At 40.7% G+C, this 19,378-nt stretch carries 15 protein-coding genes; 4 read left to right on the top strand and 11 right to left on the bottom strand.

Going from position 1 to position 19,378, the window contains the following annotated elements; all coding sequences use genetic code 11:
* Positions 1–182: 182 nt before the first annotated feature.
* Complete coding sequence (locus tag PluTT01m_RS02990) at positions 183–1,082, bottom strand: PRD domain-containing protein (protein WP_228956730.1); 900 nt, start codon at positions 1,080–1,082, stop codon at positions 183–185.
* Between the two features lie 527 nt (positions 1,083–1,609).
* On the opposite strand from PluTT01m_RS02990, the gene PluTT01m_RS02985 reads away from it, so the two are divergent.
* The 3 genes from PluTT01m_RS02985 (at position 1,610) to PluTT01m_RS02975 (ending at position 5,837) form a co-directional block, all read left to right on the top strand.
* Positions 1,610–3,052, top strand: coding sequence for a PTS transporter subunit EIIC (locus PluTT01m_RS02985; RefSeq protein WP_011144962.1), 1,443 nt, complete (start codon positions 1,610–1,612; stop codon positions 3,050–3,052).
* A 75-nt stretch (positions 3,053–3,127) separates the two neighbouring features.
* Complete coding sequence (gene ascB / locus PluTT01m_RS02980) at positions 3,128–4,549, top strand: 6-phospho-beta-glucosidase (protein ID WP_011144961.1); 1,422 nt, start codon at positions 3,128–3,130, stop codon at positions 4,547–4,549.
* The gene (locus PluTT01m_RS02975) at positions 4,533–5,837 is read left to right on the top strand and encodes a carbohydrate porin (protein ID WP_082302855.1); all 1,305 of its coding nucleotides are present in this window, start codon (positions 4,533–4,535) and stop codon (positions 5,835–5,837) included. The genes ascB and PluTT01m_RS02975 overlap by 17 nt, the downstream gene beginning before the upstream one ends.
* A 96-nt stretch (positions 5,838–5,933) precedes the next feature.
* On the opposite strand, the gene dnaJ is transcribed toward PluTT01m_RS02975, so the two are convergent.
* Both dnaJ and dnaK read right to left on the bottom strand, forming a co-directional pair.
* Positions 5,934–7,052 carry a molecular chaperone DnaJ gene (dnaJ, locus tag PluTT01m_RS02970; RefSeq protein ID WP_011144959.1) on the bottom strand — a complete coding sequence of 373 codons (1,119 nt, stop codon included), beginning with the start codon at positions 7,050–7,052 and terminating at the stop codon, positions 5,934–5,936.
* Between the two features lie 113 nt (positions 7,053–7,165).
* Positions 7,166–9,076 (bottom strand): molecular chaperone DnaK, encoded by a 1,911-nt coding sequence (gene dnaK, locus PluTT01m_RS02965; RefSeq protein WP_011144958.1) that lies wholly within the window; start codon positions 9,074–9,076, stop codon positions 7,166–7,168.
* 429 nt (positions 9,077–9,505) lie between these two features.
* Here dnaK and satP point away from each other — a divergent pair, with 429 nt between their 5' ends.
* Positions 9,506–10,075, top strand: a complete 570-nt coding sequence (gene satP / locus PluTT01m_RS02955; protein WP_011144957.1) for an acetate uptake transporter — start codon at positions 9,506–9,508, stop codon at positions 10,073–10,075.
* A 77-nt stretch (positions 10,076–10,152) separates the two neighbouring features.
* Here the strand turns inward: satP and galM are convergent, their stop codons facing one another.
* The 8 genes from galM to PluTT01m_RS02915 all read right to left on the bottom strand — a co-directional run bounded on the left by galM (position 10,153) and on the right by PluTT01m_RS02915 (position 19,251).
* A complete protein-coding gene (gene galM, locus PluTT01m_RS02950; RefSeq protein ID WP_370445583.1) occupies positions 10,153–11,253 on the bottom strand; it encodes a galactose-1-epimerase in 1,101 nt (366 codons plus the stop codon).
* Positions 11,247–12,407, bottom strand: a complete 1,161-nt coding sequence (galK, locus tag PluTT01m_RS02945; RefSeq protein WP_041380563.1) for a galactokinase — start codon at positions 12,405–12,407, stop codon at positions 11,247–11,249. Before galK ends, galM begins: the two co-directional genes overlap by 7 nt.
* A 22-nt stretch (positions 12,408–12,429) precedes the next feature.
* Positions 12,430–13,503, bottom strand: coding sequence for a UDP-glucose--hexose-1-phosphate uridylyltransferase (locus PluTT01m_RS02940; protein ID WP_011144954.1), 1,074 nt, complete (start codon positions 13,501–13,503; stop codon positions 12,430–12,432).
* Positions 13,504–13,911: 408 nt separating this feature from the next.
* Complete coding sequence (locus PluTT01m_RS02935) at positions 13,912–15,303, bottom strand: S8 family serine peptidase (RefSeq protein WP_192880128.1); 1,392 nt, start codon at positions 15,301–15,303, stop codon at positions 13,912–13,914.
* Between the two features lie 26 nt (positions 15,304–15,329).
* On the bottom strand, positions 15,330–16,214 hold the full coding sequence (locus tag PluTT01m_RS02930; RefSeq protein WP_011144786.1) for an IS982-like element ISPlu6 family transposase: 885 nt from the start codon (positions 16,212–16,214) through the stop codon (positions 15,330–15,332).
* Positions 16,202–17,143, bottom strand: coding sequence for a hypothetical protein (locus PluTT01m_RS02925; RefSeq protein WP_041379904.1), 942 nt, complete (start codon positions 17,141–17,143; stop codon positions 16,202–16,204). Before PluTT01m_RS02925 ends, PluTT01m_RS02930 begins: the two co-directional genes overlap by 13 nt.
* A gap of 5 nt (positions 17,144–17,148) precedes the next feature.
* Positions 17,149–18,255 (bottom strand): AAA family ATPase, encoded by a 1,107-nt coding sequence (locus PluTT01m_RS02920; RefSeq protein WP_011144953.1) that lies wholly within the window; start codon positions 18,253–18,255, stop codon positions 17,149–17,151.
* A 435-nt stretch (positions 18,256–18,690) separates the two neighbouring features.
* A complete protein-coding gene (locus tag PluTT01m_RS02915) occupies positions 18,691–19,251 on the bottom strand; it encodes a chorismate mutase (protein ID WP_011144952.1) in 561 nt (186 codons plus the stop codon).
* Positions 19,252–19,378: the final 127 nt, after the last annotated feature.

The raw sequence follows: 19,378 nt of genomic DNA, 5'->3' as shown, positions 1-19,378 counted from the left end.
TATACCCTATGGATTTCAAGATGCATCGCGACGGCAAGTGAGCGAATCCCCGGGAGCATAGATAACTATGTGACCGGGGTGAGTGAGTGCAGCCAACAAAGAGACAACTTGAAAGATAACGGGTATAAATATACTCACCTAATACCATTAGCAATTGACACTTATTTTGACGCTCCACTTACTTATAATTCCCTGCTCTTATAACTATCATTAACCACCCGTTCTATATGAATGACTAAATAAATCAATTCATCATCGGGCACTTTCCATTGATATTTCTCCCTCAGATATTTAATTAGCTTAACTGCACAGTTGTAGCTTTTGAAATACTTTTCTTCTATCAACTCTTGCAGAGAAAAATCCATCTCAATCGCAGAAGAATGCTCATTTTTATTTTGTCTAATCAGGAAATAGCGCAAATGGGTAATAAAACGAGAGTAATTTACCGAGGTTGTATCAAGGTTAACATGAAAATAGTAGTGAATGAGCTTAACCGTTTTATTAATCAAATTCGTTAATTTTAATGTATCTCCCATCGTTTGCCCTTCATATTGAGCATTGACAAAATGCAAGGCAATCAATGAGGCTTCTATCGGCGGTAATGGTTTTTCAATCTGGCCATTAATATAGATAAGTGCCTGTTTACCGACTTCATATTCCAACGGGTAAAGATGAGGGATCTCCCATTGTAAGACATTACCAATCTGATATCCTTTACTCACACGCTCAAATGCAAAGTTTAAATGCTCTGACAAAGTAATGAGTAATGAATCGTTGAGAGATTTGCCAAGAAGATCTTTCCCTAATGCGATAATTTTCTCGGTTAGCTCTATAACTGAGACTGGAATAGTCGCAATAATTTGATTAATTCTATCGTTCTTTTCAACAGTGAAAACTTTCGCAACATCTTGAACATTCAGCCTATCGCCTTTTTTTCTATTAAAACCTATGCCCTTATCCATTAGAATAACTTCATTATTATTCTCATCAATGGCAAGAACAACATTATTATTTATGAGTTTTACTATCGTTAACAAAAGAGATACCTTACAGGATAAACTATTATATCCGTCATCTTTCAAGTTGCCTCTTTGTTGGCTGCACTCGCTCACCCCGGTCACATAGTTATCTATGCTCCCGGGGATTCACTCCCTTGCCGTCGCGATGCATCTTGAAATCTTTAGGGTATATATGCTCCAACCTAAGCCTATAAAATAGGTGAAATATATTTGTGACCTGGTTGTGCCTGATCTTATCAGTAACACTCCTGTACACTATATTCATTATGTTATCTTTCAGGCTAAGGCATTATTTTTACAAAGTCAACGGCACAGCAACATACCCAACTTACCCAAGGTATTTATGATAAGTATCACATTTTTACCAAAATTATATTTAATGACTTGCAAGTATCACAAGGAATAACTAGCTTTTAACCAACTGATATAGGCTTGTTACCGACTTAGTTGCGACTGGCGTCGGGCAAAACCTAATCCATCACGTCACGATCCCCTTATTCCAGGGCGATTATAGATGATGGGTTAGGTTTTTTTTTGCCTTAAATTCGGTCTTTCGCTGTTTTCAGCGTATTAAATGAAGGGGAAGTCTAATGAGATACGAAAGTCTGGCAAAGAAAATAGTCAGCGCAATAGGTGGGAAAGAGAATATATCTAGCCTGGTCCATTGCGCTACTCGTTTACGATTTAAACTTAAAGATAGCAGTCTGGCCAATAGCGAATTACTCAAACAGACTAAGGGAATTATTACCGTAGTAGAGAGTGGTGGGCAATATCAGGTCGTCATCGGTAGTCACGTAGGGGATGTTTACGACGATATTAATAGATACTTACAAGATAATACAGAAAAAACCGAAGTTAAACAAAGTGTAACGTCACCGCAAGGGATAAAACAAGATAATGCAAAAGGTTTAAAACGTATTCTTGATGTCACCATTGATATCATTTCCAGTATTTTTACCCCGCTATTAGGTGTATTGGTCGCCGCCGGATTAATTAAAGGTATTCTCGCTTTATCCGACGTGTTCAATTGGATGAGCATAGACAGCGGGACCTATAAAATTTTATACGCTACCGGCGATGCCATGCTCTATTTCATGCCTATTTTATTAGGATATACCGCAGGTAAACGGTTCGGAGGCAACCCTTTTATTACTATGGTGATCGGAGCCGCCTTAACCTATCCCACCATGACCGAGGCATTTAAACTTTCGCAAACGACTCCTGCTGTTCACCTCAATTTCCTTGGCATTCCTATCTCTTTCATTAATTATAGCTCAACCGTTATTCCCATTATCTTATCAGCATGGTTTAGCTGCTTGCTGGAAAAGAAGTTTAATAGCTGGTTTCATTCCTCCGTCAAACTGTTTGCCACACCTTTCCTGTGCCTGTTAATTACCGTTCCTTTAACTTTTCTAGTTATTGGCCCTGTAGCAACAGAGCTTAGTAATGGCCTGGCTGCCGGATATCTCTTCTTCTATCAATTAAACCCGGTCATTGCCGGACTCCTGATGGGCGCATTGTGGCAAGTTTGTGTTATTTTCGGTCTGCATTGGGGACTTATCCCAATAATGATCAATAACATGATGACCCAGAAAAAAGATATGCTCTCCCCACTGCTCCAGCCAGCAATATTTGGTCAAGCAGGTGCAACTCTGGGGGTATTTTTACGTACACGTGATAAGAATATGAAAACATTATCAGGTACTGCACTGATATCAAGTCTCTTTGGCATCACTGAACCTGCTATTTACGGTGTGACATTACCACTAAAACGCCCATTTATTATCGGTTGTATTGGTGGGGCGCTTGGCGGAGCAATTGTCGGCTTCTATTCAGGAACAGCATATAACGTTGGCGGCATGGGTATCTTTGCGTTCACCTCATTTATTTCTCCCACCGGCATAGATAGTGCTTTCTGGAGTGTCATATTAGGTTCGTTAGGTTCATTTATCTTTTCTTGTATCGCAACCTATTTATTCGGTTTACCATCAGAAGTAAAAGTTTCACCAATAACATCCGGTACAAAAAATTAATTTAAACTCTGAGAGGAAGAATCATATTAAGAGGATATCTTCCAAGTTTAACGAGCAATTAACAAGAGGAAAATCATGAAAAAACAATTTCCAAATAACTTCCTTTGGGGAGGAGCGCTGGCGGCAAATCAGGTTGAAGGAGCCCATCAAATAGATGGAAAAGGGTTATCAACCTCAGATATGCAACCCCACGGCGTCATTGGTCACAGCATAGAACGCAATTTAGGTGATTTTCATATTAAGGATATTGGTATCGATTTTTATCATCGTTATCCTGAGGATATTGCGCTATTTGCTGAAATGGGATTTAAATGCCTGAGAACCTCCATCGCCTGGACACGTATATTCCCTGAGGGAGATGAAGAAATACCGAACGAAAACGGCCTGGCTTTTTATGATCGCCTGTTTGACGAAATGATAAAATATAATATTCAACCACTCATTACGCTTTCTCATTTTGAAATGCCTTATGGCTTAGTAAAAAAATATGGTGGTTGGGGAAATCGGAAAACAATTGCATTTTTTGACCATTATGCCAGAACTGTTTTTGAACGTTACCAGCATAAAGTAAAATATTGGCTGACATTCAATGAAATTAATATGTCTTTATTCTCCTGTTTTACAGGTGCAGGATTACCAGAAAACAGTAAAATTCAAGATATTTATCAGGCACTACATTATCAATTAGTTGCCAGTGCCAACGCAGTTAAAGCCTGCCATGAAATTATTCCTGATGCAAAAATAGGTAATATGGTGGCAGCGGCCCCTTATTACCCATTAACTTGTCATCCCGATGATATATTAGAATCATTGAAAAAGAATCGTGAATGGCTATTCTTCTTTGATGTACAAGCTCGTGGATATTATCCATCTTATATGCCCCGTCTATTTAAAGAAAAAAATATCACACTTGATATCACAGATGAAGATAAAATAGCACTCAAAGAAACGGTTGATTTCCTCTCTTTCAGTTACTACATGAGTAGCTGCGCAACAACAAACCTTGAGATTATCAAGACCTCGGGGAATATCATTAATCCGGTGAAAAATCCTTATCTGTCCAGCTCAGAATGGGGATGGCAAATCGATCCTAAAGGCATTCGCTATCTTCTCAATATGCTATATGACCGTTACCAAAAACCCCTGTTTATTGTAGAAAACGGTTTGGGCGCCAGAGATGTTATTCAAAACGATGGCTCTATTATTGATGATTATCGTATTAAATATCTTAACGATCATTTATTTCAGATACGGGAAGCCATTGAAGATGGAGTTCAGTTATTAGGATATACCTCATGGGGGCCAATAGATTTGGTCAGCGCTTCTACCGCAGAAATGTCAAAACGGTATGGGTTTATTTATGTTGATCGTGATGACCAAGGCAATGGAACATTAGAACGGCGGCGTAAAAAAAGTTTTAATTGGTATAAAGCGGTGATCAGCAGTCACGGTAATACCCTTCAAGCCCCGGAGGTAGAAAATGAAAATAACCAATAAATTTCTTTTACTCACGATTCCACTTATTTTGCTTTATAACAATGTCACTGTAGCAGCGGAAAATAACTGCCACTCGTATGATACCCTTTTACCAAGAGGACCAGAAACACCTTCGGTTTCATCTGCATGCGATACGGTATTTCCTGAATGGGGCGGCCTTAGAAAAGAGATGGCAGATCGTGGCTTTTATGCAAATTTTCAACTACTTACTAATCTAACCTACGATATATCAAGAAGCTGGAAAAATACGCCTAGTCCCAATTATATGGGACAGCACTTAACTACCGGTAATATCGCCGCGACAGAACTCACTTATGATTTATCACGGATTGGTTTCACTGATAAAGCACAACTGCGTTTAGGTTTAACCTATGCTTATAATAACTTCAAAAATAATGGTCAAGATGGACATCCTTTTGTCTCAGCCTTTTCCATTAATCAACCCTTATTGAATGATCGAGTCATATTAAATTATGGCTATACGACACTACTCTCCCATTTTTATGGCTTATTTTTGGGTAGCAGTACAGCATCATCAGCGCTAGGGCCAACCAGTGTGATGTTGTCCCAAGCTGGACTAACCATTAGCAAACCAAGCCCATCAATAGATATTCGGTTTTTATCGGAAAATAAACGTTGGTATGACCACATTGGCGTTGCCAGAAGTCAAAGCTCAGAAGGTTTAAAAACCGATTCAAAATATAATACCTATGGTCTGCGCTGGAAACTTCCCAGTGCAGGAACCTTAGTCATCAACGAATTAGGTTATCGTGTTAATGCCAATGAAACGGAAAATATGATCTGGCTTCGGGGTGGATCGGTGTTCAATAAAACCCCTTATTTTAACTATAACAATTCAGAGTATGAAAATTACACTTACTCTCATTATATCGCCGCTACCCACCAAATAACCAAGCCGGATACGTCAATGCCTTTCCGTGGCTGGTATATTGACGGTAAAGCCAACTATGCGCCAAAGGATCGTAACCTGTTTAATGCCGACATTTCATTATCACTGTTCAGCATTGGTCCATTTGATTCGCGTCCAAACGATATGGTTACTTTTGGTCTGGCCTATAATAAGTTCAGCGACGATGCAAAAAATTATTTTGCTCGCAATGGTCAACTTGCTGAAAGTTATAGTGCAACCGCTTCTGTAGCGTATAGCTATCGTGTTTACAACGGCATCTATTGGACTAATAGCTTATCGTATACTCATCACCCATCAGTGACACCAAAAGAGGATGATGCCTATAATTTGCTCACACAAATTACGTTTAGTTTATAATTCTTAACCAAAACAAAAAGTCCTCATCCAAAACGAGGACTTTTTACCCATAATTCGAGCTTTATTTAACAATCCAGCTCTATTATGTGAAGATATTTACTTGGTCAAATCATCAAAAAATTTCTTTACGCCATCGAAGAAACTTTTAGAACGTGGGCTATTCGTTTCTTCGCCGGCCCCACCGAAAGATTCACCCAATTCGCGCAGTAATTCTTTCTGTCTTTCATTTAATTTAACCGGCGTTTCTACCACTACCCGGCACAATAAATCACCCTGAACACCACCGCGGACAGATTTAACACCTTTGCCTTTCATGCGGAACATTTTACCTGTCTGGGTTTCCGCAGGTATTTTCAGTTTCACACGGCCATCGAGAGTTGGAACTTCGATTTCTCCACCCAGTGCCGCCATTGCAAAGTTAACCGGCACTTCACAATAGAGATTACTTTCTTGACGCTCAAAAATATGGTGTGATTTCACCTGTACCTGAACATACAAATCACCTGCGGGTGCGCCTTTAGCCCCCGCTTCACCCTCACCACTCAAACGAACACGGTCACCGGTATCCACACCCGCCGGGATTTTGACAGACAGGGTTTTGTATCTTTCAACTCGCCCATGACCATGACATTTATGGCAAGAATCTTTGATAATCTGACCACGGCCATGACAGTGTGGGCAAGGTTGCTGAACGGTGAAAAATCCCTGACGCATATGAACCTGACCAGCACCTTGACAGGTTGAACAGGTTACAGGGCTGGTTCCTGCTTTAGCGCCGCTACCATGACAGATATCACAAGTTTCCAGTGTCGGGATACGGATCTCTTTGGTCACACCACGAACCGCTTCTTCCAGCGTCAACTCCATGCTGTAACGCAAATCAGCACCGCGGCTTGGACGCTGTTGACGACGACCACCACCGAAAATATCACCGAAAACGTCACCAAAGATATCGCTAAAATCAGCTCCGCCGCCGCCCATGCCGCCTTGTTCAAAAGCAGCATGACCATATTGATCATAAGCAGCCCGTTTCTGGTCATCCGTCAGAATTTCATAAGCTTCTTTAACTTCTTTGAATTGGCTTTCTGCCTCTTTATCGCCCTGATTACGATCAGGATGATATTTCATCGCCAGCCGCTTATAGGCTTTTTTAATCTCTTTTTCGCTCGCTGTTTTGGAAACCCCCAAAACCTCGTAATAATCTCTTTTCGCCATCTCTTATTTTACCCTTAACATGCGCGCACGGGCGCAGAGTTCCCTCAACGCCCGTGCCGGTTAATCAGCAACAGTTATCATCATCTAACTGTCACCGCGCCCGCTAAGGGCTATTATTTTTTATCTTTAACTTCTTCGAATTCAGCGTCTACAACATCGTCATCTTTCTTCGCACTGTCACCAGCATCTGCGGTTGCACCAGCCTGAGCCTGCTGCTGAGCAATTTCCAACAGCTTAGCGGAAGCCTGAACCAAAGCCTGAATTTTCGCTTCGATATCCGCTTTATCTTCGCCTTTAGCAACTTTTTCCAACTCAGCTACAGCGCTTTCAATCGCGGTTTTATCTTCTGCTGGCAGCTTGTCACCCGCTTCTTCCACTTGCTTACGCGTGCCGTGAACCAGTTGATCTGCCTGGTTACGAACTTGTACCAACTCTTCAAACTTACGATCAGATTCCGCGTTCGCTTCTGCATCACGAACCATCCGTTGAATTTCTTCCTCATTCAGACCGGAAGAAGCCTTGATAGTGATCTGCTGTTCGCGGCCACTATTTTTGTCTTTAGCGGACACATGCAGAATACCGTCAGCATCGATGTCAAAAGTCACGTCAATCTGAGGCATACCACGAGGTGCTGCCTGAATACCATCCAAATTGAACTGGCCCAAAGATTTGTTATCACCGGCACGTTTACGCTCACCCTGCAACACATGGATAGTTACCGCAGACTGATTGTCTTCCGCCGTAGAGAACACCTGGCTGTGTTTGGTTGGGATCGTGGTGTTTTTCACAATGAGGGAAGTCATAACGCCACCCATTGTTTCGATACCCAGAGACAGTGGTGTAACATCCAGCAACAAGACATCTTTCACATCACCGGCCAGAACACCGCCCTGTACCGCAGCACCCATTGCTACCGCTTCGTCAGGGTTCACATCTTTACGTGGCTCTTTACCGAAGAAGTCAGCAACCACTTTCTGTACCATTGGCATACGGGTCTGACCGCCCACCAGAATGACATCGTTCACATCAGAAACTGACAGGCCGGCATCTTGCAATGCGACTCGTACAGGCTCCATAGAACGTTTAACCAGATCTTCTACCAGTGATTCCAGTTTCGCACGGGTCACTTTGATGTTCATGTGCTTAGGACCAGTTGCATCTGCGGTGATATATGGCAGGTTAACATCGGTCTGTTGTGCAGAAGAGAGCTCAATTTTTGCTTTTTCCGCGGCTTCTTTCAGACGTTGCATTGCCAGTGGGTCATTACGCAGATCAATGCCCTGATCTTTCTTAAATTCGTCAACCAGATAGTTGATCATACGGCTGTCGAAGTCTTCACCGCCCAAGTGAGTATCACCGTTGGTTGCCAGCACTTCATAGGTTTTTTCGCCGTCAACTTCATCAATTTCGATAATAGAAATATCGAAAGTACCACCACCAAGGTCATAAACCGCGATAGTACGGTTACCTACTTCTCTGTCCAAGCCATAAGCCAGTGCAGCAGCGGTTGGCTCGTTGATAATACGTTTTACTTCCAGACCTGCGATACGGCCAGCATCTTTGGTTGCTTGACGCTGAGCATCGTTAAAATAGGCAGGTACGGTGATTACCGCTTCAGTCACTGGCTCACCCAGATAATCTTCTGCCGTTTTCTTCATCTTCTTCAAAACTTCAGCAGAAACCTGAGGAGGAGCCATCTTCTGGTCTTTCACTTCCAGCCATGCGTCGCCATTATCTGCCGCAATAATTTTGTATGGCATGATAGCGACATCGCGTTGCGCTTCTTCGTCTTGGAAACGACGGCCGATCAGACGCTTAATAGCAAACAATGTATTTTGCGGGTTAGTAACAGCCTGACGTTTAGCCGGTTGACCAACCAGAGTCTCTCCATCCTGGGTATAAGCAATGATGGAAGGCGTTGTGCGATCACCTTCGCTGTTTTCCAGCACACGAGCTGTCGTGCCATCCATAATAGCTACACAAGAGTTGGTAGTTCCCAGGTCGATACCAATAATTTTACCCATCTAAACGCCTCCAAAGAAATTCGTAATCAATCAAGTTGCTAACCAATATGAGGATAACTCTCTGCTTTTCAATGGCACCTATTTTTATGCCTCTACGCGATTCCTCACCCTTGCTTATATACACTGACTGTATTAGGGCAGCGATTAGCAACTGCGGTTGATTATAAGATGGGGTCGTTAAAACTATCATCAAGGGGGGATGCGAAAAAAAACCTTTTTATTATTTCAAAGGTCATTGTTTCCTTGCTGACAGATCATTATGATTCGCCCCCTTTGCTATTTATACCCTATGGATTTCAAGATGCATCGCGACGGCAAGGGAGCGAATCCCCGGGAGCATAGAAAACTATGTGACCGGGGTGAGTGAGTGCAGCCAACAAAGAGGCAACTTGAAAGATGACGGGTATATGACTTTCTTTCAGAGGACTTATGAACGCGAATCAATTGGCTAACCCCGGCCCCTTAGGTTTAATGGGCTTCGGCATGACAACCATTCTTCTGAATCTGCATAACGCAGGTTTCTTTCCACTAGCATCCGTTATCCTGAGTATGGGCATTTTCTACGGCGGCCTGGCTCAAGTATTGGCAGGGCTTTTTGAATATAAGAAAGGCAATACCTTTGCCGCAACGGCTTTCACCTCTTATGGGTTGTTTTGGCTCAGTCTGGTTGGGTTATTATTTCTGCCCAAAATGGGACTGGCAGAAGCCACCAGCAGCCAATATTTAGCGGTATATCTTGGCCTGTGGGGGGTGTTTACTCTGTTTATGTTCTTTGGCACCTTCAAGGCTAACCGCGTACTACAGTTTATCTTTGGTGGCCTGACACTGTTGTTCGCTCTGTTAGCGATTGGCAACTTTACTGGCAATACCACTCTTCTGACGATTGCCGGCTATGAAGGGATAATTTGTGGTGCCAGCGCATTTTATCTGGCAATGGCGGAAGTGCTGAATGAGCAGTATGGCCGCACTATTCTGCCCATTGGCGAGATAAAACCGTAATAAACCGTGGGTTGGAAGAAGGTAAAAATTTTTCCCCTCTTCCAGTCCGTTATGAGTGTATTGCTATCCTATTTTTTTCAATGTGTATAAGCATTATGGATTTCGAATTGATAGCAAGTACGGTGCTTATAGCGTTGGTTAGGACGAAGTATACAGCTCTCTTGCTCCCATTCAGGATGGTTGGGAGAATCCGGCAAAAATTGTGGCTCAAATGCCATTCCCGCATAGTTCTCATATCGCCCACCATCACGGTTAGGCGTTCCACCTAGCCAATTTCCCGAGTAAAACTGCACAGCCGGTTTTGTGGTGAATATTTTCATTGTGATTGCTTCATCAGGGGAGGTGACTGAGATTGCATAATCCGTGTCCAAACGGGTTGCTTGCAACCAGAATGAATGATCATATCCATTTACAATTTGCTGCTGTTTATCCAGCATAAAGTGACTGTTAATTGCTTTAGGTGTTCGAAAATCAAAACCCGTATTATCAACCAAAGCCAGTTGGCCCAATGGAATACCATTTTCATCAATCGGTAAATAGCCGTCACTTTTCACTTCTAGATGATGCGATAAACATGTTTTCCCAGCATCCGCCCCCAATAAATTAAAATAAGCGTGATTAGTCAAATTAATGGGCGTCGCAGCATCTGTATGGGCTAAATAATCCACGATTACGTGATTATCATTGGTTAATACGTAACGAACGGTCACAACGACATTACCAGGAAAACCTTGATCACCATCCGGTGACTGTAATGTAAAACTCACTGAATAAGCATCTCTTGCAGTGATTGTCCAACGCCGCTTATCAAAACCCTCAATCCCACCGTGCAAACAATTTCCTGCCTGATTTACCTGTAATTGATAAGTTTTACCATCAAGATTAAAACATCCATTTGCAATCCGATTGGCGTATCGTCCTACGGTAGCACCTAAGTAACTGGTCTGTTTATAAAAATCTTTTAAGGTGGCAATACCCAGTAAAACCTCTCTTTTCTCTCCACTTAAGGGCACACGGCAACTTAACCAAGATGCACCAATGTCCATCAACACAATAGAAAAACCCGAGGCATTGGAAAGGCAGACAAGATTTGCTTTTTTTCCATCCCTAGCAATATCTTGTGTCATTGAAGCGTTCAATAATTCAAAGTAAGCATCTATCATTTTATTGCCTACCATGTTTCAACCAAATCTGCACCTTCCGAAGCCTGACATACATAAATAGTCTCTTTCAGACCTGTCAACGCAAAATAGTGTTGCTCTACCGCTGCCTTAACCACATCAACCAAAGTTTGTGGCACTAAAGCCACCACACAACCACCAAACCCACCGCCGGTCATTCTCACTCCTCCTTGTTTACCAATGGCTTGCTGCACAATATCAACCAAGGTATCGATTTCAGGCACGGTAATTTCAAAATCATCGCGCATTGACTGATGTGATTGCGCCATAAGTTCCGCGATTAATGGCATATCACTCTCTGCCAACGCTTTTGCTGCCAGAAGTGTACGTTCATTTTCTGTGATTACATGACGTGCACGTCTAGCCACTATGCTATCAAGCTCAACATTACGTTTTTCAAATTCATCTAATGCCACATCTCGCAAAGCCTTAACCCCAAATAATGCCGCTGCTTGTTCGCATTGAGCCCGACGGATATTATATTCACTGCCAACCAATTCCCGTTTTTTATTTGAATTAATAATCATGACTGCAATATCTTTCGGCATAGATACAGCTTGCGCGGTTAAATGACGACAATCAATTAATAATGCATGCTCTTTCTTACCTTGCGCGGAAATTAATTGATCCATAATGCCACAATGACAACCGACAAATTCATTTTCAGCTTGCTGCCCATTTAAGGCAATTTCTGTTTGGCTAATGACTAGGTGGTAAAGGTTTTTAATTGTTTGACCAATAACTGTTTCCAGTGCCGCCGATGAACTTAATCCCGCCCCTTGTGGCACATTACCCGCTACCACAATATCTGCCCCGTTAAATATATAGCCACGACTGAGCAGACACTTTACAACACCGCGAATATAATTGGCCCACATTTTACTTTCGTGAAATGTAATAGGTTGGCTAATATCAAATTCATCTAATTGATTGCCGTAGTCAACCGAAACAACGCGGATAATATTACCCTCTCGTTTCGCCGCCGCAACCACAATTTGGTAATTAATAGCACAGGGCAATACAAAGCCATCATTGTAATCCGTATGCTCTCCAATCAAATTAACCCGACCCGGCGCTTGAATAATATGTGTCGGCATATAATGAAATACTAAATCAAAAACATTTTCAACGCGATTAATTAAAGTCTTCATCACATTACTCTCAAATATAGTATCAGCCACTCGATAATGAACATTGTTGCTCTTTATAATGTATATCGCTCACAGCACGCAAAAGCTGAGCGGCTTGCTCTGCCGTTAAATCACGTTGTTTTTCAGCAAACATTTCATAACCCACCATAAATTTTCGCACAGTAGCCGATCGCAATAATGGCGGATAGAAAAGTGCATGTAGTTGCCAATGTTCAATATCAGCGCCTTGTTCAAAAAACGGTGCAAAATGCCAACCCATCGAATAGGGAAAAGCGCTATGAAATAAATTATCATAACGGCTGGTAAGCTTTTTAAGCGCGACCGCCAAATCATCGCGTTGCTGATCCGTTAATTCATTCATTCGACGCACATGAACTTTAGGTAACAACATGGTTTCATAGGGCCATGCTGCCCAATAAGGCACAACCGCCAACCAATGGGTTGTATCGACCACAACCCGCTCACCATCAGCTAATTCAGCCTGAATATAATCCATCAATAAATTAGAACTCTGTTCTTGGTAATAAGCACGCAGTTGTTTATCTTTACGTTCAATTTCGTTTGGCAGAAAACTATTCGCCCAGATTTGCCCATGTGGATGAGGCTGAGAACATCCCATTGCTTCACCCTTATTTTCAAAAACTTGAACCCAAAGATATTCCTTACCCAGTATTTCAATGTGCTCATTCCAGGTATCAATCAATTGACGAATGTGTTTAACCGGCAATTCCGGCAATGTCTTACTGTGATCGGGAGAAAAACAGATCACGCGACTTAATCCTCTAACCCCCTGCGCTTTAAATAGTGGATGACATGATGGTGGTAAATCAGGTGAATCGAGCATTAAAGCCGAAAAATCATTATTAAAAACAAAGGCTCCTTGATAAGCAGGATTTTTATCACCGGAAATACGTGTATTTGATGGGCAAAGAAAACATTGCTCATCATAGTTCGGAATATTGTCTATCAATGGCTGCTCATCCTGCCCATGCCACGGCCGTTTCACCCGATGAGGAGAGACCAAAACCCATTGCCCGGTTAACGGATTATAACGACGATGGGGATGTTCAATAGGATTGAATGCAATTTGGGGCATGGCAGTCTCTTACCTTAATCTATACTTTTCAACACCGGCTGTGGAAATCTTTATTAACACTCAGGCTGGACACAGTTTAACAACCGGCATTAACACTAATCTGAGATACCAATCACGCAAATATCAACGATTACACAAAAAATTTAAATATATACCCTAAAGATTTCAAGATGGATCGCGACGGCAAGGGAACGAATCCCCGGGAGCATAGGTAACTATGTGACCGGGGTGAGTGAGTGCAGCCAACAAAGAGGCAACTTGAAAGATGACGGGTATAGAAACGAAAAAGCCTCTCATCTGCGAGGATTGACACGTCAATAACAGTTAATTTACATAGATATAATAGATAGATAAAAAATATCTAATTCGCCCCTGTATCAAGCAGCTAATACAGGGGATACTATGTGTTTATATTGTATTATCAATATCAATATTTTTCTCAATTATCCCAACTTCAACTTTTGGTCCTAAACGTTGTTTCATTGAGTTATAAATACCAGAATCTTTATCGTGACTTTTAAAAGTTAAGACAAATGATACCTCTTGTTCAGAGAGTTCATGGTGTGATGACATATCAAACTGATATAAATCACGGGTAAAAATTCGAGCATAGAGTCTTAACTTCGTATTATCAACGGACACTCCTGAAAAAGATTTTCCATGATGTCTTATCGGACTCCATTTAGCTAACTCTTGGCGAGACTGAAGTTCTTTTTCTTTAGATTCCTTCATAGTACCAAGAAGATTTTTTACTTTACCGTCGTTACTAATGCTCTGCAAAGAACACTGTAGTCTAGTAGCAAAATAATTTTCGCCGCCCAGTTCAGAAACCAAGGGTTTTAATATTGCTGTTAATATTATTTCTCCTTTAATTTTTCCATCTTCCAACATTTCAGTAGGTAGAGGAATATCATTCCAATAATATGCAAACCCTGCACGAATTTTACTATTCCAAGCGAGAGTCACTGTCCCTTCATCACAATACCAAGGAAGGTTATTACCTTCTTTCCAAGGTGATCCCCAACCTAGACGCAAATCATGTGCACACCTCTCAGCTTTATTTATTAACAACGCTCTAACTAAATCAGGAGTAGGTTCTTTTAGACTTTTAAACGCATGTGCTGCTATTGATGAAATAAGAGGTGTACTATAACTAGTTCCAGTATCTATTACCCCACCAATCATTCGTAACGTTGAAAACCAAGATAGTTCCGGCTTTTTCATCCCTGCCGGAGCAGGCCCTCGCAAGCTCATCGAGCAAGGTGTAGTTGCCATGCCATTTTCATCCGCACATCGTCCCGCTATAGTTAAAGCAGATTCACAGTCGGCAGGAGGACACAATCTTATATTATTTGATCTGCTTACATTACCGATTGAAATAATTGGTAATATGTTAAATTCACGGGAAATTCGATTAACTTCATGCCCTAAATAACTAATTTCCTCATTCGAATAATATGGCTCACTCTCATTAAATGAAAGATTCCATACCTGAGATACCCCTTTTGTCTCATTAGCAACATCTCTAAGATAGTTAATAAATTGTTCGGTCGTTGGTTGAATAGAGACTCCTTTTTTATTAATTGCTTGAACGCTAATAAACTTGCACTCCAACTCAGGTAAAGCGAGATTATTATTCCACGCAGATCCTTGGCAAATTACTGAAGTAACCTTATTACCATGCCTTAAATCTGCATCATGTTGATCTACTAATGGAGTAATACTCATTACGTTAAAAGGTAAATAAGAAACAGCAGAGCAACCGCCATCAACAATTACTACTGTTGGGATATTTTTCAAGTTAGATAAATTAACCCGAATTCTGCTTAATCCGTCATTGAAAAATCGTCTTCTGAGTAGAAAACTTTCAGTGATGGCTTCTTCAATTTAAGGCAGTAAGCAATCAATCCACCTAAAACGCACAACAGAAAGCCTTTTATACTTCGGTGGCGGGAATGCTCTATTTGAGAAAGAGTTTTTAATTGCCCATTAATCGTTTCAATGATAAAACGCTTTTTTAACATTATCTTATCCCACTCAGCTTGCATACTCGCTTTCATGTTACGCCGTTTTTTCGTGATGAAAGTGACATCGGTTTTAGCTAAATCGTCCGCCAATTCCTGGCTGAGGTAACCTTTGTCACCGTAAAGAGAACCCGTTAATTCTTTTGATAATTCACGAACAGGTTCCCGATCATCCACATTACCCGGAGTCACTTTAAGCGCGAGAATTTCACCCTGATGATTGACAACCAGGTGTAATTTGAAACCGTAAAACCAGCCCATTGAATTTTTTCCGCGCTTTGCTATCCCCGCAAAGACCTTATGTCGAGGGATGCGAATGTTATGGCAGACACTCAAACGGGTGGAATCAATAAAAGCAATGCCTGTGGGTTTCCCTTTTAATTGAGTCAGATAGCTGCATAATGGCACCAAAACGGAAGGAGCCACACTGACAAAACGAGGATAGCTAAGCAAGGTTGGAAAATCCTTATGGTGATATTTCCAAATATGTTCTAGATAAAAATGTTTAAAATCACGGTAATGCGACATATGAAAAAGGATCAAAATGGTCATGATTTCACTGGGATACATATGACCTTGTCGGCGGCGTAAACGATGCCCGCTATCGAGACAAAATTGTTCCCATTGAGGGATGAAAAAACGGCAAAAATCATCGACATCACAGAAAATTTCAACTAAGTTGTCCATAGCCTGTTCCCCCCTCGGAGCTGTTTTTGGTGCACACCAAAACTTTGCTCCTGGAACAGGCTTCTCGTCAATTTCTTATCCAGAATTCGGGTTAAATTAGGTATTGGTTCTTTACCGCTACCTGGTGGCACTGATTTTGCTGAAACATGATGTACCGGCTCAATTCTATAAACAATACCAGAGCTAATTAACTTATTAAAATTCTCTAAATTATTTATTACTGTGGTAAATGATAATATTCCGTCGATTAAATATTCATCCAATTTTCTTGGAAAATATCTATTTCCATTTTTTTGTATTTCTTCATTTTTAAAAACATTATCAAATTTAGAATGACCAAAACCAATAATCTTCTGATTAGCAAACTCTTCAAGTTCTTTCTTAACAGATACTCTTGCTTTTTTATCATGGAATGGTAAAACCCAAACGTTGAACTGTTTTTCTACATCATCGAACGCTTCAAAAACAGCTTTTTCCTTTCTTCCTCGTAATACTTGGTTTTTATCAAAACCAATAATGCTTTCAAGACGAGAAATATCGACTTTAATTCGACCATTTTTCGCTCTTTCTATTTTCTCAATCAAACTAGAGATTCTAGAACCTGAAATTTCGACTAGGTATCCATCAAAAGCCGGAGCAACTATTCTTGTTAAATCATCTGGTTCAAATAAATCATCAGGAGTCCAAGATGGTGCAAGAGAATCATCAAACATTTTAGCTAATAGATGAATTTTACCTGAATGGGAAACAATACCATCATCTTCGCTAATACATCTAAGCTCTTTCGATAGCTTCTCTTTTTGAGTATCTAATCGCGCCCAAATTATACCTTTAGAATTTTTCCCACCACCACTCACTGTATTGGGAACTGGCTTATCTAAAAAAGATAGTACAGGATTTAATAAAGGACTTCTAACACCCTCAGCCATAATTCCTATTCCTTGAGATAGCTTGAAATTGTCTGTCTACTTAGTTTCAAAAAACTACCTATTTCAGCCTGAGTAAACAATTTAGTTTCAGAAAGCAAATTAACGATGCTTTTTTTATTATCCGAACTTAACCCTTCTCTGTAAGGTATAATCGAGTTATGTGAGTCACCCTCAATTATTGCTTGAATGACCGCTACAATATCAATATTCGAATTAGTCAAAATTGCCTGTCTTCTCGCTGCTATTGCTATAGTTTCAATATCTGCTCCACTTAATCCGTCTGATATTATAGATAGTGCTTTTAACTCCTTTGATATACCCTTGTCTTGGAAAAGGAAATGATTCCAAAGAGACTCCCTAACTTCAAGGTTTGGCATACCAAAGCGAATTTTATATGGAAAACGTCGCCAAATCGCGGGGTCTAAAAGATCTGCGTGGTTAGTTGCCGCAATGACTACTGCGCTATCATCCAGTGAATCTAAACCTTGTATCAAAGTATTCACAACACGTTTAAGCTCACCTATTTCGTACCGATCATCACGTATCTTAGCAACCGCATCAACCTCATCTAATAACAATATGCCGTTTCTAGAAGGTACATAATCAAAAATTTGCCTTAAATTCTTAGCTGTATCACCCAATAATGATGATATTACTGAATCTAATCTGACAACGAATAACGGCCTATTTAGTTGAGAAGCAATATGACCAGCAATCAATGTCTTACCGGTACCCGGTGGACCCGATAATAGTAATCCCAATCTTCCTGATAACCCATTTTCAATTAGCTTTTTTTGATGTTTAACACTTTCAATAAAAGCATTAAAAGTAATATTTTCAGACTCGCCCAAAAAAATAGGGGTCACTGACCACTGGTGTTCCTCAATTAAAGGCATTCTTGATTTAGGGTCAACAGGTAAACTATCACTATATCCCGAACTACGAAGTGGAACTCCCTTACGTCTTACTATGGATTTAATTTTTTTGGCAACATCCATATCATCAGCACTGATGGATTTAGCTATTCTATTACTGACACTTCTAACTTCTGTATAATTAGCATCCAAAGACGCTTCTATGAGGGCAACAATGTCCTCAGCAACGATATTCATAACCAACCCCTTAAATACAATGACAATCAAAAATGATTTTTTGTCATGCCAATATGCATGAATGTCATGAATAATGTCGATTTTGTCAACCTAAAAAACAAATTATCACCACACTAGCTTTTACGCTGTATACGTCAAATTTAACTTTCGAGGAGTTACCATCAATAAGATATAAGGCGCAAGTTCGCCCGCCCGTAGGGGATTTTTAACATATGACGTTCAGTGAAAAACTATAAGGCCACTTTAATCTGAGAGGTATCAAGCCCTGTACAACATTATCAGTGTCTCGTGATATCGGGCAGAGTTATCTGTATGCCGAAATAGATTGTTGCTGTATGTGCCGCTGGTAGCTTGAAAAACCGTAAAGCAAATCCATTTCCAAAGGCTCACTTCAAAAAGACCGGCTTTTCTTGCTAAAGAGCGAGGGATTGTGATTTATTTTAATTTCACCTTTTCAAGCGCCGCGAAAATTTGCTGTTTATCCGAATCCTTTAAATTGTGTTGTTGAATATTCTTCATAAACATTTCTTTGTCAGAAGCGCTTATTTTTTCTCCGGCTTTGAGCAAGGTTGCAATTTGTTGGAGGATTTCCGTACTCAACCCGCTAATTTTAATCCGAACATCATCTAGCGGCTTCAGTTGCCAACCATTTTCAGGAACTGACAACCAATCAGCTCGATAGCGATATTGAATCGCCTTTGCCGCATTCATTTGGATTATAACGAATGGTCTAACTGATTCCCCATTTAACCCGAAAGATTCAGCCTCACTTATTGATTTAGCAAGAACCTTCTCTTCTTGAGCCAAAACTTCAACAGGTAAATGATTTTCAGACTTGTATCCTGCCACATCTTTCATGTAAGAGAGACGCTGATTAATCAACTGAGCTACCGTGGTCTTTGACTCCATTGCTAACGCCACCGTTGGTGCCATTGCGCTCATAACCAATGCCAAACCAGCAATAAAACCAATCTTTACTTTTTTTAGCCGTTCCATTTTTCACCCCGAAATTTATTCCAAACAAACTAATCAACATACCAAATTAATTATAAGCTTAAAATGTTGAAATTACCTTTCGATAGGTGGCAGATAAAAGTTCGATTTTTTGATTCTTTCTACAATC

The sequence above is a fragment of the Photorhabdus laumondii subsp. laumondii genome (assembly GCF_003343245.1).
In the GTDB taxonomy this organism is placed as follows: Bacteria; Pseudomonadota; Gammaproteobacteria; order Enterobacterales; family Enterobacteriaceae; genus Photorhabdus; species Photorhabdus laumondii.
This window is presented reverse-complemented; position numbering and strand designations above follow the sequence as displayed.

Coding starts and splice junctions, on each gene's coding strand:
- PluTT01m_RS02985 (WP_011144962.1), top strand. CDS start 1,610: ATGAGATACGAAAGTCTGGCAAAGAAAATAGTCAGCGCAATAGGTGGG.
- ascB (WP_011144961.1), top strand. CDS start 3,128: ATGAAAAAACAATTTCCAAATAACTTCCTTTGGGGAGGAGCGCTGGCG.
- PluTT01m_RS02975 (WP_082302855.1), top strand. CDS start 4,533: ATGAAAATAACCAATAAATTTCTTTTACTCACGATTCCACTTATTTTG.
- dnaJ (WP_011144959.1), bottom strand. CDS start 7,052: ATGGCGAAAAGAGATTATTACGAGGTTTTGGGGGTTTCCAAAACAGCG.
- dnaK (WP_011144958.1), bottom strand. CDS start 9,076: ATGGGTAAAATTATTGGTATCGACCTGGGAACTACCAACTCTTGTGTA.
- satP (WP_011144957.1), top strand. CDS start 9,506: ATGAACGCGAATCAATTGGCTAACCCCGGCCCCTTAGGTTTAATGGGC.
- galM (WP_370445583.1), bottom strand. CDS start 11,253: ATGGTAGGCAATAAAATGATAGATGCTTACTTTGAATTATTGAACGCT.
- galK (WP_041380563.1), bottom strand. CDS start 12,407: ATGAAGACTTTAATTAATCGCGTTGAAAATGTTTTTGATTTAGTATTT.
- PluTT01m_RS02940 (WP_011144954.1), bottom strand. CDS start 13,503: ATGCCCCAAATTGCATTCAATCCTATTGAACATCCCCATCGTCGTTAT.
- PluTT01m_RS02930 (WP_011144786.1), bottom strand. CDS start 16,214: ATGGACAACTTAGTTGAAATTTTCTGTGATGTCGATGATTTTTGCCGT.
- PluTT01m_RS02925 (WP_041379904.1), bottom strand. CDS start 17,143: ATGGCTGAGGGTGTTAGAAGTCCTTTATTAAATCCTGTACTATCTTTT.
- PluTT01m_RS02920 (WP_011144953.1), bottom strand. CDS start 18,255: ATGAATATCGTTGCTGAGGACATTGTTGCCCTCATAGAAGCGTCTTTG.
- PluTT01m_RS02915 (WP_011144952.1), bottom strand. CDS start 19,251: ATGGAACGGCTAAAAAAAGTAAAGATTGGTTTTATTGCTGGTTTGGCA.